19 protein-coding genes and 2 pseudogenes are annotated in these 23,505 nt (G+C 70.4%); 8 read left to right on the plus strand and 13 right to left on the minus strand.

Annotated features, from left to right (window positions below):
* The first annotated feature begins 70 nt into the window (after nucleotides 1–70).
* The gene (locus tag AXK61_RS13800) at nucleotides 71–1,531 is read left to right on the plus strand and encodes a CCA tRNA nucleotidyltransferase (protein ID WP_068570154.1); all 1,461 of its coding nucleotides are present in this window, start codon (nucleotides 71–73) and stop codon (nucleotides 1,529–1,531) included.
* On the opposite strand, the gene AXK61_RS13805 is transcribed toward AXK61_RS13800, so the two are convergent.
* The 3 genes from AXK61_RS13805 to AXK61_RS13815 all read right to left on the minus strand — a co-directional run bounded on the left by AXK61_RS13805 (nucleotide 1,528) and on the right by AXK61_RS13815 (nucleotide 3,949).
* Complete coding sequence (locus AXK61_RS13805) at nucleotides 1,528–2,028, minus strand: hypothetical protein (protein WP_139057776.1); 501 nt, start codon at nucleotides 2,026–2,028, stop codon at nucleotides 1,528–1,530. The genes AXK61_RS13800 and AXK61_RS13805 overlap by 4 nt on opposite strands.
* A 72-nt stretch (nucleotides 2,029–2,100) precedes the next feature.
* Complete coding sequence (locus tag AXK61_RS13810) at nucleotides 2,101–2,622, minus strand: hypothetical protein (protein WP_068570156.1); 522 nt, start codon at nucleotides 2,620–2,622, stop codon at nucleotides 2,101–2,103.
* 1 nt (nucleotide 2,623) lies between these two features.
* Nucleotides 2,624–3,949 (minus strand): MFS transporter, encoded by a 1,326-nt coding sequence (locus AXK61_RS13815; RefSeq protein WP_068570157.1) that lies wholly within the window; start codon nucleotides 3,947–3,949, stop codon nucleotides 2,624–2,626.
* Between the two features lie 74 nt (nucleotides 3,950–4,023).
* Between AXK61_RS13815 and AXK61_RS13820 the strand changes: the two genes are divergently transcribed.
* The 3 genes from AXK61_RS13820 to AXK61_RS13830 are packed head-to-tail and all read left to right on the plus strand — an operon-like array spanning nucleotide 4,024 to nucleotide 6,669.
* On the plus strand, nucleotides 4,024–4,653 hold the full coding sequence (locus AXK61_RS13820; protein ID WP_269451171.1) for a YqgE/AlgH family protein: 630 nt from the start codon (nucleotides 4,024–4,026) through the stop codon (nucleotides 4,651–4,653).
* A 43-nt stretch (nucleotides 4,654–4,696) separates the two neighbouring features.
* Nucleotides 4,697–5,695, plus strand: a complete 999-nt coding sequence (locus AXK61_RS13825) for an ABC transporter substrate-binding protein (RefSeq protein WP_068745855.1) — start codon at nucleotides 4,697–4,699, stop codon at nucleotides 5,693–5,695.
* Nucleotides 5,695–6,669, plus strand: a complete 975-nt coding sequence (locus AXK61_RS13830; protein WP_068745857.1) for an ABC transporter substrate-binding protein — start codon at nucleotides 5,695–5,697, stop codon at nucleotides 6,667–6,669. The genes AXK61_RS13825 and AXK61_RS13830 overlap by 1 nt, the downstream gene beginning before the upstream one ends.
* Before the next feature lie 3 nt (nucleotides 6,670–6,672).
* Here AXK61_RS13830 and AXK61_RS13835 read toward each other — a convergent pair whose 3' ends face one another.
* Both AXK61_RS13835 and AXK61_RS13840 read right to left on the minus strand, forming a co-directional pair.
* Nucleotides 6,673–7,656 carry a bile acid:sodium symporter family protein gene (locus AXK61_RS13835; RefSeq protein ID WP_068745859.1) on the minus strand — a complete coding sequence of 328 codons (984 nt, stop codon included), beginning with the start codon at nucleotides 7,654–7,656 and terminating at the stop codon, nucleotides 6,673–6,675.
* Nucleotides 7,657–7,659: 3 nt separating this feature from the next.
* Nucleotides 7,660–8,130, minus strand: a complete 471-nt coding sequence (locus AXK61_RS13840) for an SdpI family protein (protein WP_068745862.1) — start codon at nucleotides 8,128–8,130, stop codon at nucleotides 7,660–7,662.
* Between the two features lie 125 nt (nucleotides 8,131–8,255).
* Here AXK61_RS13840 and leuS point away from each other — a divergent pair, with 125 nt between their 5' ends.
* Entirely contained in the window at nucleotides 8,256–11,105 is a 2,850-nt protein-coding gene (gene leuS, locus AXK61_RS13845; RefSeq protein WP_068745864.1) for a leucine--tRNA ligase, read from the plus strand.
* Nucleotides 11,106–11,119: 14 nt separating this feature from the next.
* Nucleotides 11,120–11,758: a maleylpyruvate isomerase family mycothiol-dependent enzyme gene (locus AXK61_RS13850; protein WP_231855544.1), complete on the plus strand. Its 639-nt coding sequence runs from the start codon at nucleotides 11,120–11,122 to the stop codon at nucleotides 11,756–11,758.
* Between the two features lie 43 nt (nucleotides 11,759–11,801).
* Here AXK61_RS13850 and AXK61_RS25715 read toward each other — a convergent pair whose 3' ends face one another.
* The gene (locus tag AXK61_RS25715) at nucleotides 11,802–12,167 is read right to left on the minus strand and encodes a hypothetical protein (RefSeq protein ID WP_068745866.1); all 366 of its coding nucleotides are present in this window, start codon (nucleotides 12,165–12,167) and stop codon (nucleotides 11,802–11,804) included.
* A gap of 220 nt (nucleotides 12,168–12,387) precedes the next feature.
* Nucleotides 12,388–13,332: pseudogene (locus AXK61_RS25720) on the minus strand (DUF222 domain-containing protein); the annotation flags it as partial.
* Nucleotides 13,333–13,580: 248 nt separating this feature from the next.
* On the opposite strand from AXK61_RS25720, the gene AXK61_RS13865 reads away from it, so the two are divergent.
* Entirely contained in the window at nucleotides 13,581–14,720 is a 1,140-nt protein-coding gene (locus AXK61_RS13865) for a winged helix DNA-binding domain-containing protein (RefSeq protein ID WP_231855545.1), read from the plus strand.
* On the opposite strand, the gene AXK61_RS13870 is transcribed toward AXK61_RS13865, so the two are convergent.
* The 6 genes from AXK61_RS13870 to AXK61_RS13895 all read right to left on the minus strand — a co-directional run bounded on the left by AXK61_RS13870 (nucleotide 14,721) and on the right by AXK61_RS13895 (nucleotide 21,340).
* The gene (locus AXK61_RS13870) at nucleotides 14,721–15,359 is read right to left on the minus strand and encodes an O-methyltransferase (RefSeq protein WP_068745873.1); all 639 of its coding nucleotides are present in this window, start codon (nucleotides 15,357–15,359) and stop codon (nucleotides 14,721–14,723) included.
* Between the two features lie 40 nt (nucleotides 15,360–15,399).
* Nucleotides 15,400–16,083, minus strand: coding sequence for an SDR family oxidoreductase (locus AXK61_RS13875; RefSeq protein WP_068745875.1), 684 nt, complete (start codon nucleotides 16,081–16,083; stop codon nucleotides 15,400–15,402).
* An 82-nt stretch (nucleotides 16,084–16,165) separates the two neighbouring features.
* On the minus strand, nucleotides 16,166–17,437 hold the full coding sequence (locus AXK61_RS13880) for an MFS transporter (protein WP_068745877.1): 1,272 nt from the start codon (nucleotides 17,435–17,437) through the stop codon (nucleotides 16,166–16,168).
* A gap of 97 nt (nucleotides 17,438–17,534) precedes the next feature.
* Nucleotides 17,535–18,020, minus strand: a complete 486-nt coding sequence (locus AXK61_RS13885) for a MarR family winged helix-turn-helix transcriptional regulator (protein ID WP_068745880.1) — start codon at nucleotides 18,018–18,020, stop codon at nucleotides 17,535–17,537.
* 127 nt (nucleotides 18,021–18,147) lie between these two features.
* A complete protein-coding gene (locus AXK61_RS13890) occupies nucleotides 18,148–20,211 on the minus strand; it encodes a PhoX family protein (protein WP_068745882.1) in 2,064 nt (687 codons plus the stop codon).
* Between the two features lie 250 nt (nucleotides 20,212–20,461).
* A complete protein-coding gene (locus tag AXK61_RS13895; protein WP_068745884.1) occupies nucleotides 20,462–21,340 on the minus strand; it encodes an LLM class flavin-dependent oxidoreductase in 879 nt (292 codons plus the stop codon).
* A 126-nt stretch (nucleotides 21,341–21,466) separates the two neighbouring features.
* On the opposite strand from AXK61_RS13895, the pseudogene AXK61_RS13900 reads away from it, so the two are divergent.
* Nucleotides 21,467–23,462: pseudogene (locus AXK61_RS13900) on the plus strand (OPT family oligopeptide transporter).
* Nucleotides 23,463–23,505: the final 43 nt, after the last annotated feature.

The following is a 23,505-nucleotide window of genomic DNA, read 5'->3' on the forward strand; positions in this document are numbered from 1 at the left end:
CGATGCTACTGGCCGGTCGGTCCCGGATACGCCACCGTCGCGTTTTCGACCGGCAGTAGACTGGCGTGTCGTGACCGAGACCCCTGAGCAGGCGCGCGCGGAGCGGCGTACCCGACTGTTGGCGGCCGCGCACATCTCGCTGCGCGAATTGTCCGACGTGCTGGTGCCGCTGGGCACCCGGTTCGCCGACGCGGGTCACGAGCTGTACCTCGTGGGCGGCTCGGTCCGCGACGCGCTGCTGGGCCGGCTGACCAGCGATCTCGACTTCACCACGGACGCCCGCCCGGAGCAGGTCCAGGACCTGCTGCGCGGCTGGGCCGACGCGATGTGGGACACCGGGATCGAGTTCGGCACCGTCAGCGCCGCCTTCCACGACCAGCAGATCGAGATCACCACCTACCGCGCCGAGGCCTACGACCGGGTGACCCGCAACCCCGTGGTCCGGTTCGGCGAGAACCTGCACGACGATCTGGTGCGCCGGGACTTCACGATCAACGCGATGGCCGTGCGCGTCGGCCGCGGCGGCGCCGAGGACTTCCACGACCCGCTGAACGGCCTCGACGCGCTGCTCGCGGGCCTGATCGACACGCCGGCCACCCCGGAGGAGTCCTTCTCCGACGATCCCCTGCGGATGCTCCGCGCGGCGCGGTTCGTCTCCCAGCTGGGGTTCGCCGTCGCGCCGCGCGTGCTGGCCGCGATGACCGACATGGCGCCGGAGATCGACCGGATCACCGCCGAGCGGGTCCGGGCGGAGCTGGACAAGCTGATCCTGGGCGAACACCCCGTCGACGGCATCGTGCTGCTGGTGGACGCCGGGCTCGCGCAGCGCGTGATCCCCGAGATCCCCGGCATGAAGCTGGCGATCGACGAGCACCACCAGCACAAGGACGTCTTCTGGCACTCGATGACGGTGCTGCAGCAGGCCATCGACCTCGAGGAGTCGGATCCCGACCTGATCCTGCGCTGGGCCGCCCTGCTGCACGACATCGGCAAGCCCGACACCCGCCGCCACGAGCCGAACGGCGGTGTCTCGTTCCACCACCACGAGGTGGTCGGCGCCAAGATGGTGCGAAAGCGGATGCGGGCGCTGGCCTATCCCAAGGCCGTCACCGAGGACGTCGCGCAGCTCGTGTTCCTGCACCTGCGCTTCCACGGTTACGGCGACGGGCAGTGGACCGACTCGGCGGTGCGGCGCTACGTCACCGACGCCGGCCCGCTGCTCCCCCGCCTGCACAAGCTGGTCCGCGCCGACTGCACCACTCGCAACAAGCGGCGCGCCGCGCGGCTGCAGGCCACCTACGACGGGCTCGAGCGTCGCATCGAGGACCTCGCCGCGCGGGAGGACCTCGCGCGGGTGCGGCCGGACCTCGACGGCAACGCGATCATGGAGTTGCTCGGCCTGTCGCCCGGCCCGGAGGTCGGCGCGGCGTGGAAGTTCCTCAAGGAGCTGCGTCTCGACCGCGGCCCGCTCGACCGCGACGAGGCCGAGGCCGAGCTGACGAAGTGGTGGGCGGAGCGGCAGGGCCCCTAGCGGGGTTCCGTGTACGGCGTGCGCGGTCCGGGGATCGCGGCGATCCGCTTGTCGAGGTCGCTCGGGAGCTTGCCGAGCGCCGCCCAGCCGCGCGGTTCGGGGTTCTCGACGCTGGCCTCGAGGACCGTGCCGTCGGCGGCGCGCACGGTGGCCGCGACGATCCAGCCGTCGTAGATCACGGCCTTCCGGTCGTAGTTCGGGCGGTTGCGGAGCACGTGCTCGGCGATGGCACGCAGGTCGGCGACGTCCGCGGGCTTGCCGCGCAGCTCGACGAGGCCGCCCTCCGAGGACACCGCCTTGGTGATGATGCGTCCGTCGGCGTACACGGTGGTCCGCGGCGGCGTCTGCCTGGCGAGGGTGAGGAAGACGTGGGTGCGAACGTCGACGACCACGGTGTTCCCGGGCGTCTGCGCCGGCGTGGGAGCGGCCGTGGCCGGACCGGCTACCGACACGGCGAGTCCGATCACGAGCGCGGCGGTCCCGAGTGTGTACCTCATGGCGTCAGCGTAGCCCGGATCGCACGACATCGAATATCGAATCGTTGTTGATACACGATGGAGTCGGACGCGCTACCGAGCGAGCGGGGTGGCCCCGTCGACGGTGCCGTCCCCGTCGGTGTCGAACAGCAGGACGTCCGGCGCACCGTCGTTGTCCGTGTCGACCACGGCCTGCCGGGGCGGTTGCCCGGCCTCGGCGGGGACCGGCGTGACCGGTGGATTCGTCTCCTGCTCACCGACGCGCCCCACGCCCGGGATCGGGCAGGTCGACGGTGCCCGCGGCGCCGTCCCGATGGTGCCGGTCCCCGCGGGTGGTGCCGGCGCCGCAGATGTCGTCGGTGCCTCGGCGGGAGCCGGCTGCGACCACGTGCCGGATCCGTCGTCGCGGTAGCGGGTCTCGCGGACGCCGTCGTCATCGAGGTCGAGCGCGGCGACATCGGCCCGGCCGTCCCCGTCGAGGTCGATCATCGCGTCGTCGACGCGACCGTCGCCGTCGAAGTCGAGCCGGACCGCGCCCTGCGTGCCGGGTGAGGTCCAGCGGGTGGCGTTCCCGTCACCGTCGCCGAACCAGTACTCGATCGAAAAGTCCCCCATATCAATTGGACGCGCGAGCGGCCTCGGCGGTTCCCGTGCGGCGGTAGAGCAGGACCACGACGATCACGGCGACGGCGTAGAGGACCGCACCGGCGGCGGCGAGCGGCCGGGAGGCACCGTCGAACGGGACGACGGCGGCGGCGAACGCGACCGCGCCCACGAAGGTCACGTTGAAGAGGGCGTCCTGGAAGGCGAAGACCTGCCCGCGGCGCTCGTCGGGAACGTCGAGCTGCATGGCCGCGTCGCCGGACAGTTTGACGACCTGACCCGCGAGCCCGAGCACGGCGGCGGCGAGCACCAGGACGACGAAGTTCAGCGACAGCACCGTCAGCTGGGTGAGGCACGCGGCGATCAGCGCCCCGACCACGGTGTTCCGCCGGCCCCACCGGGCCACGGAGAAGGGGGTCAGCACCGCGGCGACGAACATGCCCACCGCCGTGGCGCCGGCGACGGACCCGAAGCCGGCCAGCCCCAGTGTGCCGTCGGCGAAGCGGTGCCGGGTCAGGAGGAGCAGCATCAGGGTGTTGAAGCCGAACACCACGCGGTGCGCGCCGATGCCGCTGAGGGCCGCCGTCACCGACGGTGCCCGCCAGGCCGCTCGGGCGCCGTGGGCGAGGCCGGCGGCGACGTCTCGGAGGGCGGTCGGCGACCGCTCGGCGGCGGGGATGTCGTGATCGGGCCCGAGGACGCCCCGGGGGAACCGAGTGGAGAGGATCGCCCCGAGCACGGTGACCAGTGCCGCGCAGGCGAGGACTCCGCCGCTCCCGGCGTCGTCGGACCCGAACAGGGCGCGCAGGCCGACTGCCGTGCTCGCGCCGAGGGCGGTGGCGCCCGCGCCCAGGGTGGTGGTCACGGAGTTCATGGCGACGAGCTGCGGTCGGTCGACGACGTGCGGCAGTGCCGCCGAGAGGCCGGACGCCACGAACCGCCCGGCGCCGCCCACTGCGAGCGCGACGATGAAGATGGCGGTCTCCCCCGCCCCGGACGCCAGCACCGCCGCGCACGCGACGATGAGCAGCGCCCGCACGAGGTTCGCGACGATGAACACGCGCCGCCGGTCCCAGCGGTCGAGGAGTGCGCCGGCGAACGGTCCGATGGCGGAGTACGGCAGCAGCAGAACGGCGAGGCCGGCCGCGATGTCGGCGGGCGAGGCGTTGCGCTGCGGATTGAAGACGATGGCGGTACCGAGCGCGGCTTGGAACAGGCCCTCCGCGTACTGGCTCAGGAGGCGCACGCCGAGGAGTCGCAGCAGGTCGGGCAGGTCGCGGAAGGTCCGCCACGCTGGTTTCGGCGCGGCCGCTGGGGCGTCCGGGCCGCTGGTGGTCACGGACTACAGCCTATCGAGGTGGAGCCTTCCCCGTCGGCGGACCCCGTCGCTCGTCCGCGTGCCATGATGGGGGTGTGGGTCCCGATCGTTCGAATGAATCCGCTCCCCGGGACGCGTCCTCCGGTGAACCGGCCGGCGCGGGTTTCGACGTGTCGTCCGGCACGCTCCTGGTGGCCTCGCCGGAGCTGATCGAGCCCACCTTCTCCCGCACCGTGGTGTACCTCATCGAGCACAACGAGTCGGGCAGCCTGGGCGTGGTCCTCAACCGCCCGAGCGAGTCCGCGGTGCACGGCGTCCTTCCCCAGTGGCACGACCTCGCGGCCAAGCCGAAGGCCGTCTTCGTCGGTGGTCCCGTCAATCAGTCGGCGGCCCTGTGCCTGGGTGTGGCGAAGGCGGGCGTCGACGTCAGCGGTATCCGCGGCCTGCAGCCGGTGTCCGGCCGCGTCGTGCTGGTGGATCTGGACTCGGACGTCGAGATGATGGACGAGCTGCTCGACGGTGTGCGCGTGTTCGCCGGCTACAGCGGCTGGGGCATGGGTCAGCTCGACGACGAGCTCGAGCGCGACGACTGGATCCCCTGCGGTTCGCTGCACACCGACGTGCTGGTGCCCGCGCGGGTTGATCTGTGGGGCAAGGTCCTGCGCCGCCAGGGCTTCCCCACCTCGCTGCTGGCGACGCATCCGGTGGACGTCTCCGTCAACTAGAAGACTTAGGTTAGTCTTACCTTCCTGACACTCAGGAGGGTTCATGAAGCGGAGCACCACGGCGTTCGTCGCAGCGGTATCGGTGGTCGGGTTCGTCACGGCGGCGTGCGGCGGTGCGGGCTCCGACGGTGCCGCCCCCGCAGCCAAGACCGTCACGATCACGCAGGTCCAGGGCGTGACGGAGTTTCCGGTCGGGCCGACGCGCATCGTCGCCGCCGGCTACTCGATCGACAACCTGCTCGCGCTCGGCATCAAGCCCGCGGCGGTGATCGAGGGGCAGGTCCCGCTCCCGGCGCCCTGGCACGGGAACAGGCTCGACGGTGTCCCGATCATCAAGATGCCCGACAAGCGGACCGTCCCGGTCGAGGAGGTCGCGAAGTACCGCCCCGATCTGTTCGTCGGCGACAACCAGGTCGTGTCCACCAACTACGACCGGCTCGCGCCCGTCTCGAAGGTGCTCGGCGGTATCGACAAGGACGGTTCCAAGGCGGCGTGGGACGTCCAGCTCGAGGCGCTCGGACAGATCCTCGGGAAGCAGACGGAGGCGTCGAAGGTGATCGCCGACGACAAGGCGAACGTCGCCGCCGTGCGCCAGCGGAACCCCGGGCTCGACGGCAGGACCGCCGTCGTCGCGCAGTACATCGCCGCGTCCAGCAACTTCAACCTCGTCGCCCAGGCGAACGACCCGACGAACAGGTTCTTCGCGGAGCTCGGCATGAGCCTGCCGAAGGGCATCCGTGAGAACCCGGCGTTCTCGGCGAACACCACGATCCAGGGCGGCCGGGCACCGGTGTCGCTGGAGCAGCTGCCCACGATCAGTGCGAACTTCATGGCGATCTACCCCAACGGCGCGGGCGAGGCCGACCTGCAGCGCCTCCCCGGGTGCGCGGGCCTTCCCCAGGTGGTGAACGGCACCACGCTGGTCTCCGATCTGCACACCATCGTGTCCATGAACCAGCCGACCTCCTTGAGTCGTGCCTGGATCCTGCAGAAGATCGAGCCGATGCTGGCGAAGGTCGCGACCCAGCCGGTGGTCGCCTGATGAAACGGCTCGCCGGAGTCGTCGCCGCCCTGGCCCTGCTCGCCGGTTGCGGTTCCAGCCCGACGGGGCCCGCGGCACCGTCGGCCTCCACGGTCTCGATCGCCCAGGCCAACGGGACGCTGGAGTACCCGGTCGGCGCGAAACGGATCGTGGCGCAGGGGTACTCGATCGACAATGTGCTGGCCCTGGGGATCAAGCCGGTCGCGATCGTGCAGCTCACGCAGCCGCTGCCCGCGGCGTGGCAGCGGGAGCTGCTCAAGGACGTGCCGGTGATCAAGGCGTCGGGCGCCTCGAGCCTGCCCGCGGAGGAGATCGCGAAGTACAAGCCGGACCTGTTCGTGGGCGACCACCGCATCGTGAAGGGCGCGAACTTCACCGCGGTGAGCGGTGTGACGAGGGTGCTGGGCGGTATCGCCGCTACGGGCAAGGACTCGGGCTGGGACGCCCAGCTCCTCGCCCTGGGGAAGATCCTCGGCAAGGAGGCCGAGGCGAAACGGGTGATCGCCGCCGATCACGACGCCGTCACGGATTTCGCACGACGGTATCCGGGGCTGAAGGGGAAGACGGGCTTCGTCGCCCAGTACGCGGCCGCGGCGTCGAGCTTCAACGTGATAGCCAGTCCCGAGGACCCGACGAACACCTTCTTCGCGGAGCTCGGCCTGACGGTGCCGAAGGCGATCCGCGAGGAGCCGCGCTTCGTCAACCCGGCGACGCGCGGGATGGTCTCGCTGGAGCTCCTCCCCCGCGTGGGCGCGAACTTCATGGCGATCTACCCGAACGGGGCGACGGGCGAGGACCTTCTGCGGCTCCCGGGCTACTCGGCGTTACCGCAGGTGCAACGGGGTACCGCGGTAGTGGCCGACCTCGACCTCACCTACTCCGTCTACCAGCCCACGTCCCTGAGCCGGGCCTGGTTCCTGCGGACGATGGAACCGACGCTCGCGAAGGTCGCGGAGCAACCGGTCGTGGAGTGAAGGTCAGGCGGGGGCGGGCTCGAGCTCGCGTCCGTACCGGGCGGCCATCCACGCGCACATCATCAGCTGGATCTGATGGAAGATCATCAGCGGCAGCACCAGCAGCCCCACGGGTTGCCCGGCGAAGAGCACAGCGGCCATCGGCAGACCCGTGGCCATGGACTTCTTGGTGCCGCAGAACTGGATGGCGATCATGTCGGCGCGGTCGAAGCCGAGCTTCTCCGCAGTGGCGCGCGTCATCCACAGCATGAGCAGCACCAGCGCCACGGACAGCACGATCAGCTGCACGACGCCCACCCAGGAGACCTGGCTCCAGATGTGCTCGCGCATGCCCGCCGAGAACGCGGAGTAGACCACCAGCACGATCGAGCCGCGATCGACGTACTTCAGCGCCGCCGCGTACTTCGTGACGAACCCGCCCACCCACGGCCGCAGCAGCTGGCCGAGCAGGAAGGGCAGCAACAGCTGCAGGCACAGGTCGACGATCGAGCTGCTGTGGAAGGTCACCTCGCCGGTGGTGGCCATGAGCGCCAGCACCAGCAGCGGCGTCACGAACACGCCGAGCAGGTTCGACACCGACGCGCTGACGATCGCGCCCGGCACGTTGCCGCCCGCGATCGACGTGAACGCGATGGACGACTGCACCGTCGACGGCAGCAGCGTCAGGAACAGGAAGCCCGCGTACAGCTCCGGCCGCAGCAGCACCTCCGGCGCGAACCGCAGCAGCACACCGATGATCGGGAACACCACGAAGGTGAAGCTCAGGATCACCACGTGCAGGCGCCAGTGCCGCAGGCCGGCGATGGCCTCTCGCGGGTGGATCCGCGCGCCGTAGAGGAAGAACAGGATCGCGATGGCCACGGTCACCGCGTCGTCGACGACCGGCTCCGCGCGACCCGTCGCCGGGAACAGCGCCGCGACGCCCACTGCGGCGAAGATCGCCAGGATGAAGCCGTCGATCGACAGCTTGTCGAGGAGCTTGCGCATGGGCTACGCCGGGCGTGCCTCATGGTCGCACATGCCCTTGAGGGCACACGCGCCGCAGCCGCCGGTCACGCCGCAATCGTCCGCCGGGTCGTCCGACGGTGCCTCATCGGCACTGCAGCAGGTGGCCTGGGGCATCTGCAGGCGCGCCTGGATGGACGCCGCGCGAGCGCCCTGCAGGGCGCCGAAGCCGGCGAGGAAGAGGCCTGCGACCACGGCCACCGCGACCGCGATGAACGACCAGGGGGCGTCCATCGCCACGCCGACCAGGGCGCCGGCGCCGAAGATGACACCCGCGGCCACGAGGCCCGGTCCGGCGACGCGGTTGGCGGTGCGCCACAGCAGTGGGTCGGAGAGGGTCTGCTCGGTGCGGACGCCGACGATGCCGTTCTCCGGGAGACGGCCGGCGAGCCCGGCGCCGCCCACGATGACGGCCGCCACCGCGGCCAGAGCGAGGATCACAACCAGCACGAACACCCGTCCAGTCTAGATACCTGCGCAAATCCATCCGGGATCGGTGCGCCCTCCCCGCTTCCGGGGTGGCCGCCGCCGCGCGCGGGCCCGCGCAGAGGTGACGGGCCCGGGCTGTTTACGCTGGTGGGGTGACGCAGAACGGTGAACAGACTCCCTCGGCCGGCCCCGCCCACCGGTACACGGCCGAGCTCGCGGGCGCGATCGAGCAGCGGTGGCGCGATGAGTGGCGCGAGGGCGGCGTGTTCAACGCCCCGAACCCCGTCGGGCCGCTGCGGGGCGACGACGCGCTCCCCGCCGAGAAGCTGTTCCTGCTCGACATGTTCCCGTACCCGTCGGGCGCGGGCCTGCACGTGGGTCACCCGCTGGGCTTCATCGCGACGGACGTCTACGGCCGGTACCACCGGATGAACGGCGCCAACGTGCTGCACACGATGGGCTTCGACGCATTCGGCCTGCCCGCCGAGCAGTACGCCGTGCAGACCGGCACGCACCCCCGGGTGACCACTGAGAAGAACATCGAGCGCTACCTGGAGCAGATCGCCACGCTCGGCCTGGCCCACGACGAGCGCCGCCGCGTCTCGACGACCGACCCGGAGTTCTACCACTGGACCCAGTGGATCTTCCTGCAGATCTACAACTCCTGGTACGACGCCGCCCAGGACCGCGCGCGGCCGATCGCGGAGCTGGAGGCGGAGTTCGCCTCGGGGACCCGCGCCGTGCCCGACGGCCGCGAGTGGTCGGGCCTGACGGTGCCCGAGCGCGCCGCCGTCCTCGACGATCATCGTCTGGTCTACGAAAGCAACTCGCTGGTGAACTGGTGCCCGGGCCTGGGCACTGTGCTCGCGAACGAGGAGGTCACGGCGGACGGCCGCAGCGAGCGCGGTAACTTCCCCGTCTACCGCAAGCAGCTGCGGCAGTGGATGATGCGGATCACCGCCTACTCGGATCGGCTGATCGACGACCTGGCCGTGCTGGACTGGCCCGAGAAGGTCAAGTCCATGCAGCGCAACTGGATCGGCCGCAGCCGCGGAGCGCGCGTCGCCTTCACCGCCGCCGGCGAGCGGATCGAGGTGTTCACCACCCGCCCGGACACGCTGTTCGGCGCCACCTACATGGTGCTCTCCCCCGAGCATCCGCTGGTCGACGTGCTGACCGCGACGGCATGGCCGTCGGAGGTCGATGAGCGGTGGACGGGCGGCGCCGGCTCCCCCGCTGAGGCCGTCGCCGCGTACCGCGCGTCGATCGCCGCGAAGTCCGACCTGGAGCGCCAGGAGGGCAAGGAGAAGACGGGCGTCTTCCTGGGCACCACGGCCATCAATCCGGTGAACGGCGAGCAGGTTCCCGTGTTCGTCGGCGACTACGTGCTCATGGGCTACGGCACCGGCGCGATCATGGCCGTCCCCGGCCACGACGTGCGCGATCACGAGTTCGCCACGAAGTTCGGCCTGCCCATCGTCGAGGTGGTCGGCAGCGAGGCCGGCGTCACCGACGAGGCGTACACGGGCGAGGGCACCGCGGTGAACTCCGCCAACGCCGAGCTGGACATCAACGGCCTTCCCATCGCGGAGGCCAAGGCCGCCGTCATCGCCTTCCTCGAGAAGTCCGGCGCCGGTGAGGGCACGGTGCAGTACAAGCTGCGCGACTGGCTGTTCGCGCGCCAGCGGTACTGGGGCGAGCCCTTCCCCATCGTCTTCGATGCCGACGGTGCGCCCCACGCCCTCCCGGAATCCGAACTGGCGGTTCTGCTTCCGGAGGTGAAGGACTACGCTCCCGTGGCCTTCGATCCCGAGGACTCCGACTCGCAGCCCTCTCCCCCGCTGGCGAAGGCCACGGATTGGCTGCACGTCGAGCTGGACCTGGGCGACGGGCTCAAGGACTACACCCGCGACGCCAATGTCATGCCGCAGTGGGCCGGAAGTTCGTGGTACCAGCTGCGCTACGTGGATCCGACGAACACGGAGACCTTCTGCGCCAAGGAGAACGAGGCGTACTGGATGGGCCCGCGGCCCGAGGTGAACGGCCCGCAGGACCCGGGCGGCGTGGACCTGTACGTGGGCGGCGTCGAGCATGCGGTGCTGCACCTGCTGTACGCCCGGTTCTGGCACAAGGTGCTCTTCGACCTGGGGCATGTGACCTCGCGGGAGCCCTACCGGAAGCTGTTCAACCAGGGCATGATCCAGGCCTTCGCCTACACGGACTCCCGCGGCGTCTACGTTCAGGCCGACGAGGTGGTCGAGCGCGACGGCACGTTCTTCCTGGGCGATCAGGAGGTGAACCGCGAGTACGGCAAGATGGGCAAGTCCCTGAAGAACTCCGTGGCACCGGACGAGATCGCCCGGGACTACGGTGCCGACACCCTGCGGGTGTACGAGATGTCCATGGGGCCACTGGATCAGGATCGCGCGTGGGCCACGAAGGACGTCGTGGGTGCGCAACGCTTCCTGCAGCGTGCGTGGCGTGCCGTGATCGACGAGGAGACCGGCACGGTCCGCGTCACCGACGAGACCCCGTCCGACGAGTCGATGCGCGTGCTGCACAAGACGATCGCCGGGGTGCGCGAGGACTACGCGGAGATGCGCGACAACACCGCCATCGCCAAGCTGATCGAGCTGACGAACCACCTCACGAAGGCCTACCCGGGCGGCGCGCCCCGTGCCCTGGCCGAGCCGCTCGCCCTGATGCTGGCCCCGGTCGCCCCGCACATCGCGGAGGAATTGTGGAACCGCCTGGGCCACAACGAGTCACTCGCACACGGCCCGTTCCCGCGTGCCGAGGATCAGTGGCTGGTGCGGGACACCGTCGAGATCCCGGTGCAGGTGAAGGGCAAGGTCCGCGCCCGGATCACCGTCGGCGCCGACGCCTCCGACGCCGCCCTCGAGGCCGCCGCCCTGGCGGAGCCCAAGGTCGCCGAGTTGCTCGACGGTGCCCCGCGCAAGGTGATCGTGGTCTCCGGCAAGCTCGTCAACATCGTTCCGTAGGAGGGTGCTGCGCCGTGATCGGATCCGTGGCCGACCTGGCGACCGAGGAACGGCGCAGCATGCTCGCGCTCATCGAGACCCTCACGGTGGACCAGTGGCGCGCGCAGAGCCTCTGCGGCGACTGGACGGTGCGCGAGGTCGTGGCGCACCACATCGGCTACGATCTGCACTCCACCCCGGAGCTGCTCTCCCGCATGGTGATCGGCCGCGCTGACCCGAGCCCGCGGTCGAATCGGCGACGGGTGGCGGAGCTGTCCGACATGTCGACAGCGGACTTGATCGACGCGTACCGGTCTCACCTCCGCCCACGGGGGATCGCCGCGGGCTTCGGCAGCCGGATCTGCCTCACGGACTGCATGATCCATCAGCAGGACATCCGCCGGCCGCTGGGCCTGCCGAGATCCGTGCCGGTCGACCGGATCCGGCCCGCCCTGAACTTCGCCACCTACGCCCCGCCCCTGCGCGGCGCGATCCGCGGCAGGGGAGTGCGCCTCGTCGCCGAGGACATCGGCTGGTCCTTCGGCCGTGGACCGGAGGTGCGGGGGAGTGCCGAGGCGATCCTGCTCGCGATGGGCGGGCGCACCGTCGTCCTGGACGAACTGCGGGGGCCCGGCCGGGATCACCTGGCGCGCAACCTCGGCGCGCTCGACTGACAGTCGGCCGGGCCTCGCTCGCCCGGCGCGTACGCCGGCTGCGTCAGGCCGCGGCGTAGCTGTCCATCGGCCATGGCGGAGCCTCGTGCCGATGATTCGCGGCGTCGTCCTCGGCGAGTAGGTTCTCCAGGATCGGGGGGCCGTGCGGCCCGTCGAGGATCGCCGCGATGTCGTCGCGGATGGAGCCGACGAACTCCTCGTGCTGGGCGCGTAGATCCTGGGCACGCCAGGCATCGGCGAACTGCTGCTGACGTTCTCGGTGGTGCTGCTGGGCGAGTCGGTACAGCTCGGCCGGATGGTGCTGGTGGTTGACGCGGTACTCGTCGGTGGGGTCGGCGGTGCGCCGCCAGCCGGTGCGGCCGGCGTTCTCGCCGTGGGGGATGGTGATCGTTTCGAAGCCGCGCCGCACATCGTCGTGGCTGGGGACGACCTTGCCGTGGTGTTTGTCGCAGGCGAGGGTGAGGACGTCGATCGGTGACGCCGCCGTCGGCCCATTCGGTGATGTGGTGCACCTGGCATCGCGTTGCCGGGGCGTCGCATCGGGGTGCGCTGCAGCCCTTCTCGGAGCCGTACAGTGCGATCCGCTGGTCCGCGGAGGCGAGGCGCTTCTCCCGGCCGAGGTACAGCGGCCGGCAGGCCACGTCCAGCAGGAGCACGTACCGGGGGTTGGCGCCCATCATCCGTAGCGCGTCTTCGACGGGCAGGCGGCCGCCGGTGGCGGTGGTCGCGATCCCGGTCTCGGATTCGAGCTGGTCGATCCCGAGGGTGATGATGGGGACGCAGGGGAGGCCACGGTGCTGCCCGAGCGCACCCGAGGCGATCACCGCTCGCAACGCTGCGACGAGGGCGTCGTGGTTGCGCTGTGCGGCCGTGCGCCGATCTCGTTTCGCCGCTACGGCGACGGCATCCGCGTCGTCGATGTCGACGGGCGCGTGCGCGTCGTCCGGGTTGTTCGCGCCGGGCCGGGCGAGCTTCTCGAGCACCACGTCCATCAGCGCCCGCGCCTCTGGGGACAGCACCCCGGCGAGCCCGGACATCAGATCCTCGCCCTGCCGCCCGATCGACAGTTCGCGGTTGCGGGCGACGTCCTCGGCGGACGGTTCGGTCCCGTCGGGATCGAGGAGCTCGCAGGCCCGGTTGCCGAGCTTGGTGATGTCGTCGGGGGTGCAGCCGCCGACGGCGGCGGTGACCAGCATGTCCTCCAGATCGTGCAGCGCGGGGTCGGCGAGTTTGCGGGAGCACTTGTCGAGGGCCTTCTCGACGGCGACGGCGTGCCGCTCGGAGAGCAGGCCGTCGCGTTGCGCCCCCGCGAGCACGGCCAGCCGGGGTTCGGGTGCGTATCCGCGCTCCTGCCGCGGCGCGCGCGACCGGGCGCCGCGGATGCGGTCCTGGGCTTCACCGCCGGCGAGGTGGAGCTGATCGATCAGCATCTCCTTCGCGCCCGTGTACCCGAGCTGCCCGGGCAGGCCCTGCTCGATGCCCACCTCGGTGAGCCAGTACTGGGAGCTGGGCACCTTCCGTGCGGCGCATTCGAGCCGACGCAGCCCATCGAGCACCTCCTGCGAGGAGAGCATGACGGGGTTGGATGCCGCGAGACGCTCCGCGGCCTGTTCGAAGGAGGCGAGCGCGGCGAGATACTCAGTGGCGGTCGTATTCTCGATCACTGGTACCCCCTCTCGCTACAGCAAGTCTACGCCGAGATTCGAGTGAACGCCATATATACGAACACATATCCGATGTCGGGTGCATGCTCTAGCCTGGGAACTCCACGAGAGGGGAGCGCAGGATGCGCCTGATCGACGACGCGGAACGTCGTGCCCGAATGGCTCGCAATCATGCCCTCGCGCAACCGGTGTCGACGGTGGCGGAGGCGGTCCGAGCGGTGGTCGCGCTGCATGCCACCGAGCCCGCCACGCCCTACCTGTCGCTGCGGGCACGCCTGGAAGGCTTCGCGATCGGCGATCTCGAGCGCGAGCTGTACGCCGAGCGGAGCCTCGTCAAGCAACTCGCCATGCGTCGGACCATGTTCGTGTTCCCGCGTGAGGCACTCCCCGCCGCGTTGGGCGGACCGTCGGCGCGGGTGGCCGCACAGGAGCATGCCAAGGTGTGCAAGGACGTCGAGGCCGGCGGGATCGCCGCCGACGGTGCCGCCTGGCTCGCGGAGGCCCGTGCGGCGGTCCTCGCCGCCCTACGCGGCCGCGAACTCAGCGCGCAGGAACTCCGCGAGACCGTGCCGGAACTGACCGGGCAGATCACCCGGTTCGAGGGCAAGAAGTACGGCGGCGATCAGCATCTCGCGCCGCGTGTGCTCACCTGGCTCGGCGCGACGGGCGATCTCGCACGCGCTCGCAACGCCAGCCACTGGCGGGTGAACCGGAATCTCTGGGCGCGCGCCGACGATTGGCTCGGTGCGGCGGTGGAGCCCGCGGACTCAGCCGCGGGCCACGCCGAACTGGTACGGGAGTACCTGCGCGCCTTCGGACCCGTCACCGAGACCGATGTGGTGTGGTGGTTCGGCTCCACCAAGTCGGTGATCCGGCGCGCGATCGCCGACATCGGAGCCGTGCCAGTGGAACTCGAGCGCGGAGCCACGGGCTGGGTGCTGCCGGAGGACGAGGACCCGGTCGAGCCCGTCGAGCCCTGGGGAGCGCTGCTGCCGGCTCTCGACCCCACGTCCATGGGTTGGAAGGAACGCGACTTCTATCTGGATCCGGGCTTCGCCCAGGCGATCTACGACCGAGCGGGCAATGCCGGCACCACGGCGTGGTGGGACGGACGGATCATCGGGGCGTACATCCAGGACGACGAGGGCACCGTCGGCCTGGTGCTCCCGGCGGGGACGCCCCGGGCCGCGCGCACGGCCCTGAACGCGGAGGCCGAACGCCTCACGGCGTGGTTGGACGGTGAGCGGGTGAATTCGCTCTACAAGTCCCCGATCACGTTGCCGGGCTTCGGCTCCTGATCAGCGCACCAGGGCAATCGCAAGGCCGTCCCAGCCCTTGACGCCCACGGTCTGCAGCGCGGTGGCGTCGAGCCGCGGGTCGGAGCCGAGCCGTTCGAGGGCGCCGCGCGTCCCGTCCGCGTCCGGGCCCTCCTCGCTGATCCGACGGATCACGTTGTCCACCACGATGACCGTGCCCGGGACACTGAGGCGCAGTGCCCAGTCGAGGTAGGCGCGGTTGTTCGCCTTGTCGGCGTCGATGAACACCAGCCCGAACGGCCCCTCGACGAAGGGCAGCGCGTCGAGGGCGGCGCCGACCCGGATCTCGACCCGCTCGCCGAGCCCGGCGGCGTCGAGGCTCGCACGCGCGACGGATGCGTGTTCGGGGGAGTACTCCAGGGTGACGACGGTGCCCTCGGGCCCGACCGCGCGGGCCAGCCACGCGGTGCTGTAGCCGCCCAGGGTGCCGATCTCGAGGACGCGCTCGGTGCGGGCGATGGACGCCAACAGGTAGAGGAATTTGCCCTGCGTGGGGGACACCGCGATGTCCGGCAGCCCGCCTGCGGCCTGCGCATCGCGGATCGGCGCGAAGGCGGCGGCATCCGGTGCCACCGTCCGTTCGAGGTAGTCGTCCGTCTGGGCCCACAGCTCGGCACTCACCCTCCCGATCCTACGCCCGAGCGGGACCCGGTGGTGGACCTCAGCGGGGCCGGAGCATGATCTCCGTCGGGTGCGCGTCATCCGGGGTCGCGACGGCCTGGGCGACTGCGGCCGCCACGGTCCCGGGACGGAGCAGCCCCTCGGTCGAGTACTCGCGGCCCTCGGCGGCGAAGATGTCCTGCTGCATCTCGGTGTCGATGCGGCCCGGGAACACGCTGGTCACGCGGAGCTCCGGTTCCTCGGCGCGGAGGGCCTCCGCGAACGCGGTCAGCCCGAACTTGCTCGCCGCGTACGCGCCCCAGCCGGGGTTGGCCCGCTTGCCCGCGCCGGAGTTGATGAGCACGACGTGGCCGCCGGAGGCGCGCAGCGCGGGCAGCAGGGCCTTGGTCAGCTCGACGACGGAGAGCAGATTGACCTCGAACATGTCGCGCCAGTCGGCGGCCGGCGTGTCCTCGATGCGCCCGATCCGGCCGAGCCCGGCGTTGTGCACCAGGACGTCGAGCCGGTCGACGGGCGCTGCCAGCGCCGCGACCGCGGCGTGGTCGGTCAGGTCGGCCGGAAAGGCAGTGGCACCGTCGAATTCGGCGACGAGGGCGTCGAGCGTGGGGGAGGGGCGGCCGCCCAGCAGCAGGCGGTGCGACGGGGCCAACTCCCGCGCGATCGCGAGGCCGAGGCCGCGGGAGGCGCCGGTGACGAGGGCGAGGGGACGGGCGTCGTCGGTCATGCCCTCACGGTACCCAACGTGCAGATGGGCGAGAACCCCGCACGAATCGTCGTGATTCGCCGGGGTTCTCGCGTGGAGACGATCAGAACTCCGCGTCGCCCACCAGTGCGGCCTCGGCGGGGACGGTGCGGGAATCGGCCTTCGACCCACGGACCTGGGTGAGGATCACCGCGGCGACGACACACGCTCCGGCGCCGATGTAGAAGGGCGCGGCCGGGCCGCCGAACCAGTTCGCGAAGTGCGCGACGAAGGTCGCGGCGAGAGCGCCGCCCGCCCAGCGGAGGAAGTTGTAGCCGGCGCTGGCGACGGGGCGGGGCGCATCCGCGATGGACATCGCGGTGCCGGTGAACAGGGTGTTCAGCACGCCCGACGGGATGCCGGAGAGCACGACGACGGTGACCACGACGGGCACGTTCTCGTGGCCCACGGCCGCGACCACGAGCAGCGCGCCGTAGACGAGTACCGCGACGATCGATCCCGCTCGCTCGCCGAGCGAGGCGGCCACCTTGGGGGCGAGCCACACGCCGCTCATGGCCACCAGCAGGCCCCAGCCGACGAACACGGCGCCTACGAAGTACGCGCTGCGGTGCAGGACGAACGGCGACCAGGCGAGGATGGTGAAGAAGGCGGCGGTGTAGAACGCCGAGCCCAGGCCGGTGAGGAACAGGCCGCGCTGACGCAGGGCCTTGAGCGGTGCCAGGGGCGAGACGGTGCCCTCGCGCTGCCGCTTCTCCTTGGCCTCGGCCGCGTCGGAGCGCAGCATGGTGGCGCACAGGACGGCGCCGATCAGCATGAGGATCGCGGTGCCGGCGAACGGTCCGCGCCACGAGACGCCGCCGAGGACGGCGCCCAGCAGCGGGCCGACGGCCAGGCCGACGCCCAGCGCGGCCTCGTAGAGCAGGATGGCGCCCTGCTGGCCGCCGGTGGCGGCGGCGACGATGACGGCGAGTGCGGTGGCGATGAACAGCGCGTTGCCCAGGCCCCAGACCGCGCGCCAGGCCACCAGCACGCCGATGGAGTTCGCGAGGGCGCAGGCCGCTGCGGCGACGACGATGAGCAGCAGGCCCGCGATCACGGTGCGCTTGGCGCCGAACATCGAGGTGAACCAGCCGATGAACAGCATCGCCACGACCTGCACGCCGAGGTAGGACGAGAACAGCAGCGTCGTCTGGCTGGGCGTCGCGTGCAGCGATTCCGCGATCGAGACCAGGATCGGATCGACGAGCCCGATCCCCATGAACGCGATGACCGCGGCGAACGCCGTGACCCACACCGCCTTGGGCTGATGGGAAAGCGTGTCGCGCAGGCTGGGGTGCCCGTGATCGGTCTCAGTACGTTCGGCGGTGGTCGTCATCGCAGCTCCTTTCAATACTACGAAACTCTAACTATTTTTCCGCACGAAGCACAAGGCGATGTGACCGATTCCTCAGAGGTCTTCAGGGGCCGCCGCGTCAGATCGCGTCCCGGTACAGCTCCATGAGGCGGTTCAGAGCGGGCACCGCCGCGTCCAGGCTGCGGCGCTCGGCGTCGGTGAGCTCGCTCAGGTGCCCCGCGAGCATCGTGTTGCGCGCCGCGATCAGCTCGGACGTCAGCCGGGTGCCGTGCTCGGAGAGCTGGACCACCACGGCGCGGCCGTCATCGGGATCGGGGTTGCGCTCGGCGAGGCCGAGCCGTTCCAGCCCGTCGACGGCGCTCGTCGCGGAGGGCAGGCGGATCCGCAGGTAGCGGGCCAGCTCGCCCATCCGGACCGGGCCGAGCCGCAGCAGGCTCTGCAGTGCGGCCTGCTGTGCGGGCGTCAGGTCCGGCCCCGGGGTGTTGCGGCGCACCAGGAAGTGCAGTTGGAGCAGCGGAGGCCGCAGGCGCGCGGCGAGGTCGACGAGCGCGGCGTCTGAGGCCGGCGTCGACGGAGCGTCGGGGGCTTCGGGCGCGGGAGTCATGGTGTCGATATTAGGCACATGTGCGACGGTGCCGGTCCCCTCGAGGGAGGGGACGGCACCGTCGGCGCCGGAAGCGGAGCGAGCGGGCCACTTCGACGAAACGGAGAATCGTTGGCGCGCAGCGGAACTAGGAACCGATCGTGCCGCTCTTCTTCCACACCGCGACCACGGAGGGGCGGGGCTGCGAGTCGCCGCCGTCGGGCCAGTGCGAGGTGGGCTTGTCGGCGGTGGCGTCGTCGGTCTCGCCCGGGTGCTGCACGGCGACGAGCACGCGGTTGTCGCGCACGACGGGACCACAGGTCTCCGCGCCGAAGGGCACCGTGAGGAACTGCTTGGTCAGGCCGCGGTCCTTGCCCTCCAGCACGACGCCGAACAGGCCGTCGTTGCTGTCGAAGGTGGCGTTGGTGCCGTCCGTCGAGATCCACAGGTTGCCGTGCGAGTCGAAGGTGACGTTGTCGGGGCAGCTGATCCGCGAGACCTTGATCTTGTCGAAGCCGCCGTAGTAGGTGTCGGCCGCGGTGGGATCACCGCAGACCAGGAGCAGGTCCCAGGAGAACGTCGTGCCGGTGTGGTCGTCGGTGATCTCGAGCAGCTGGCCGCTCTTGTTCTTCACGCGCGGGTTCGGCGTGTCGACGCCGGCCTTGCCCTCGGTACCGCGGTCGCTGTTGTTGGTCAGAGCGCAGTAGATCTTGCCGGTCTTGGGGTTCGGCTCGATGTCCTCGGGGCGGTCCATCTTGGTGGCGCCCACCTCGTCGCCCGCGACGCGGGTCCACAGCGCGACGTTCTCCGCCGGCATACCGTCGACGTGCGACTGCGCGCTGCCGTCGGCCTTGGTGGTGAGCAACGGGATCCACTTCCCGTTGCCCTGGTAGCCACCGTCCGGGACCTTGCCGTTCTCGACCTTCTGACCCTCGAACTTCGCGACGTACAGCGTGCCCTCATCGAGGATGCGCATGTTCGCCTCCATCGCGGCGGCGCCCTTGCCCGGCTGGATCTTCCGCGAGCTGACGAACTTGTAGATGTACTCGAACTTCGAGTCGTCGCCGCAGTAGGTGACCACGTCGCCGGTGGGCGTGACGAAGATGTTGCCGCCCTCGCGCTTCATCCGGCCGAGTGCGGAGTGCTTGATCGGGGTGGACTTCGGGTCGTGCGGGTTCACCTCGACGAGGTAGCCGAAGCGGTTGATCTCGTTGGGCTCCTTGGACAGGTCGAACCGGTCCTCGTACTTCATCCAGTGGTGCGCGTCCTCGTCCTTGCCCACGCCGTACCGCTTCCAACCCTCCTTGAGGCCGTCCAGCGGCGGCTTGTCGGTGCCGGAGAAGTAGTTGGTGTAGTTCTCCTCGCCCGAGATCATCGTGCCCCACGGGGTGATACCGCCGGAGCAGTTGGCGATGGTGCCCAGCACGCGGGTACCGGTCGGGTCGGCGGCCGTCTTCGTGAAGAAGGTGCCGGCCGCGGGACCCCGGAGCTCGAAGGGCGTCGACGCCGTGATGCGCCGGTTGTACTCGCCGAGAACGGGAGTCAGCCTGCCCGAGCCGGGCTCGCCCTTGACCTCGACCACCGTGATGCCGTGCGCGGCCATCTCGACGCGTACCTGGTTCTCGGTGGGGTCGCCCTCCTTGTAACCGAAGAACATCGCGGTGCCCGTCGTGTACTCCTGGTTGCACACCATGAGGAAGGTATCCGGCTTGCCATCCACCGCAATGAGATCGGTGAAGTCGTTGTTGAAACCGAACTGCTGCGCCTGCGCCTCGGGCGTCTGGTTGTCGAAGTCGAACTGCGGCGCGCCCGGCAGTACCGGGTCGCCCCAACGGATCACCACGGCCTGCTCGTAGCCCTCGGGCACGGTCACCGCGTCGGCCTTGTTCGGGGCGATCGCCGGGAAGTTCAGGCCGGGCGCGGTCACATCGGCCGACGGTGCGCCGTTCCCCGCCGCGCTCGACGACGCGCCCGCGCCCGTGGAGCCCGAGTCGCCGCACGCCGCGAGGACGGTGATCGCGCCGGCGCCGATCGCCGCGACACCCGCGCCGCGGAGCGCCGTGCGGCGGGTGATGTCGCCGAAGTACTCGCCCTCGGACTGGTTGTCGTGCTCGCGGAAGCACTGGTTGCCGCACTTGTACTTGCAGGTCGTGTGCGAGCGCGCGGACTTGCCGTCGTGATCGGTGAGCAGGCGGAGGTCGGGCAGGCGCATGGGTTCTCCCTATGGCTGAGCTGGGCGGCTCGGGCTGAGCTCGTGGCTGGTCGTCGCCAATGTAGAACCGATACGTGATGAGTTGGCAAAGCTCAGGTAAACGCCCGGGAGGGAGCTTGCAATGGGCTGTGGCTGTTCGGTGTCGAAAGATCCCAGCCCGGCCGGACCGGCGTCCCCCCGTTCCGTTCGGTCCCCGCCGATTCGCCCGGCGTTCCGGTGGGGACAGAACGGAACGGGTGGCTCGAGTCCGTCAGCTGTTCAGGTGTCGCTCCGCGAAGGCGTCGAGAGCGGCCTCGGTGCCGAGGTACGGCTCACCGTCGCGCGGCCAATGCAGGATGACGTCGGTGAAACCGAGTTCGGCTGCGCGGCACACGGCGTCGTCGGCGGCATCGGGGGAGCTCAGCGAGTAGGTCCCGCCGGAGTCGATCGACAGGTAGCGGTCGATGCTCCCCGGAGCGCGCCCGGCGCCGTCGAGGGCGTCGTCGAGGCGCTTGCCGAGCTCCGCGACGCGGGACCACCAGGCGTCACCACCGTCACCGTCGGGCCCGGTGGTGACCCAGCCCTGTCCCTGTTCGGCCACGAGCCGCAGACCCTTCGGGCCGTTGGCCGCGAGTACGAAGGGCATGCGCGGGGACTGTGCCGGCGTCCCGACCATGCGCGCATCCACGGCGCGGTAGCGCGGACCGTCGAAGGAGAGGGGCCCGTCCTGCTCGAAGCGGAGCAGTACGTCGAGGTCGCGCGTGAACTCGACGAACCGTTCGTGTCGTTCGCGCGGGGTGAGCTCGGGCTGCCCGAGCACGAAGGCGTCGAATCCCGTGCCGCCGGAGCCGATCCCCAGGAGGACGCGACCGCCGGAGATCTCGTCGACGCTCGCGAGGTCCTTCGCGAAGGGCACGGGGTGCCGGAAGTTCGGGGAGGTCACGAAGGTGCCCAGCCGGATCCGTTCCGTGGCGGTGGCCGCGGCGGTGAGCAGCGGGATCGTCGCTCCCCACGGCTGGTCGGCGAGAGTGCGCCACGACAGATGGTCGTAGGTCCAGGCGTGGTCGAAGCCCAGCTCCTCCGCCTTCTGCCAGCGGCGACGGGCCTCGGGCCAGGGGTACTGGGGCAGGATCACGACTCCGAATCGCACCCATCCACCTTACGACTCGTGACCACGCCGCACGACCTGGCGCGTTCCCGTCGTACGATCGCGTGCTTGGACCTAGGGTTTTCACGTTCGGCCGAACAGGCCACCGTCCTTTGAAGGGATAGCACCATGTCCACTCCGCTCACCGCCGAGCCGCGATCCGGCATGCGGGAGTTCACGGCCCGCGCCGTCGTCCTCGGCGGCCTCATCACGCTCGTGTTCACCGCGGCGAACGCCTATCTGGGTTTGAAGGTCGGCCTGACCTTCGCCACGTCGATCCCCGCCGCCGTCATCTCGATGGCGCTGCTGCGCTACTTCGCGAACCACTCCATCGTGGAGAACAACATCGTCCAGACGATCGCGTCGGCGGCGGGCACGCTGTCGGCGATCGTGTTCATCCTCCCCGGTCTCGTCATGATCGGGTGGTGGCAGGGCTTCCCCTACTGGATCACCATGCTCGTGTGTTTCGTGGGCGGCGTGCTCGGCGTCATGTACTCCATCCCGCTACGCCGCGCGCTGGTCACCGGCTCCGACCTGCCCTTCCCCGAGGGTGTCGCGGCCGCCGAGGTGCTCAAGGTCGGCGATACGGCGGAGGGGGCCACCGAGAACAAGCGCGGCCTGCGGCTGATCCTGCTCGGCTCCGTGGCGTCCGCCGGATACGCGTTGCTCGCGAAGATGAAGGTCGTGGCCGAGGGCCTGTCCACCACCCTGAAGATCGGCAGCGGCGGCACCCTGTTCGTGCCGGGCCTGTCCTTCGCGCTCATCGGCGTCGGCCACCTCGTGGGCCTGACCGTGGGCATCGCCATGATCGTCGGTCTCGTCATCTCCTACTTCGTGCTGCTCCCGATCTGGACTGCGGGCGATCTCCCCGAGACCGGGAGCATCACCAAGGTGATCTCGACGGCGTTCAGCCAGGAAGTGCGCCTCATCGGCGCCGGCGCCATCGCCATCGCCGCCGTCTGGACGCTCATCAAGATCCTCGGACCGGTCCTGCGCGGCATCGCCGATTCGATCGCCAGCTCGCGCAAGCGCCGCGAGGGCCAGCTCGTGGACATCACCGAGCGCGACATGCCGTTCCCGTACGTGGCGGCCGTCGTGCTCGTGTCTCTCGTGCCGATCGGCGTTCTGCTGTGGTGGTTCACCGGCACGCCCAAGGCGGGCTCCGCGACCAATCCGTTGGACGGTCAGTCCGGCGGGATCATCCTGCTGAGCATCCTGTTCATCCTGGTTCTGGGCCTCGTCGTGGCCTCGGTCTGCGGGTACATGGCGGGCCTGATCGGCGCGTCCAACAGCCCCGTGTCCGGCGTCGGCATCCTCGTGGTGCTGGCCGCGGCGTTGCTCATCCGCGTGGTCTGGGGGCCGTCGGCGGGCGACACCGCGACGGCGCTCGTGGCGTACACGCTGTTCACCGCCGCGATCATCTTCAGCATCGCCACCATTTCCAACGACAACCTGCAGGACCTCAAGACGGGCCAGCTCGTCGGCGCGACGCCGTGGAAGCAGCAGGTCGCCCTGGTCATCGGCGTGGCCTTCGGCTCCGCGATCATCCCGCCGGTGCTGGACCTGTTGCAGAGCGGCTTCGGTTTCGTCGGCGCGCCCGGCGCCGGGGAGAACGCGCTCGCGGCGCCGCAGGCGTCGCTGCTGGCGAAGCTGTCCGACGGTGTCTTCGGCGGCGATCTGGATTGGGGCCTCATCGGGCTCGGCGCGCTCATCGGCGCCGGCGTGATCGTGATCGACGAGGTGATTGGGACGCTTCTCGAAGTTCCGACTGCCTCCGCTGGCGGTCGGCATGGGTATGTACCTGCCGATGAGCGTGACCCTGATGATCCCGGTCGGTGCGGTGCTCGGGTTCTTCTACAACCGCTGGGCCGACCGGTCCGGTGACGGGGCGGAGGGCCGCAAGCGGCTCGGCACGTTGCTCGCGACCGGCCTGATCGTCGGCGAGTCGCTCTTCGGCGTGGTTTACGCCGGCATCGTGGTGGCGACCAACAAGGACGAGCCGCTGGCGCTGCCCTTCATCGGCGAGGGTTTCCTGCACTGGGGTGAGGCGCTGGGCGTGGTGCTGTTCGCCGCGATCTGCGCGGCGCTGTACCTGCGTACCAAGAAGCTGGCCGCGAGCACCTAGCGCCGGCCACGCCCTGTGGAGGATCGACCCCGTAGGGCGGGGT

The organism is Tsukamurella pseudospumae, from assembly GCF_001575205.1.
Classification (GTDB): Bacteria; Actinomycetota; Actinomycetes; order Mycobacteriales; family Mycobacteriaceae; genus Tsukamurella; species Tsukamurella pseudospumae.

Excerpts from the sequence above, each read along its gene's own strand:
- AXK61_RS13805 (WP_139057776.1), bottom strand. The coding sequence starts at position 2,028 with ATGAGGTACACACTCGGGACCGCCGCGCTCGTGATCGGACTCGCCGTG.
- AXK61_RS13810 (WP_068570156.1), bottom strand. The coding sequence starts at position 2,622 with ATGGGGGACTTTTCGATCGAGTACTGGTTCGGCGACGGTGACGGGAAC.
- AXK61_RS13825 (WP_068745855.1), top strand. The coding sequence starts at position 4,697 with ATGAAGCGGAGCACCACGGCGTTCGTCGCAGCGGTATCGGTGGTCGGG.
- AXK61_RS13830 (WP_068745857.1), top strand. The coding sequence starts at position 5,695 with ATGAAACGGCTCGCCGGAGTCGTCGCCGCCCTGGCCCTGCTCGCCGGT.
- AXK61_RS13835 (WP_068745859.1), bottom strand. The coding sequence starts at position 7,656 with ATGCGCAAGCTCCTCGACAAGCTGTCGATCGACGGCTTCATCCTGGCG.
- AXK61_RS13865 (WP_231855545.1), top strand. The coding sequence starts at position 13,581 with ATGGCTCGCAATCATGCCCTCGCGCAACCGGTGTCGACGGTGGCGGAG.
- AXK61_RS13875 (WP_068745875.1), bottom strand. The coding sequence starts at position 16,083 with ATGACCGACGACGCCCGTCCCCTCGCCCTCGTCACCGGCGCCTCCCGC.
- AXK61_RS13880 (WP_068745877.1), bottom strand. The coding sequence starts at position 17,437 with ATGACGACCACCGCCGAACGTACTGAGACCGATCACGGGCACCCCAGC.
- AXK61_RS13885 (WP_068745880.1), bottom strand. The coding sequence starts at position 18,020 with ATGACTCCCGCGCCCGAAGCCCCCGACGCTCCGTCGACGCCGGCCTCA.
- AXK61_RS13890 (WP_068745882.1), bottom strand. The coding sequence starts at position 20,211 with ATGCGCCTGCCCGACCTCCGCCTGCTCACCGATCACGACGGCAAGTCC.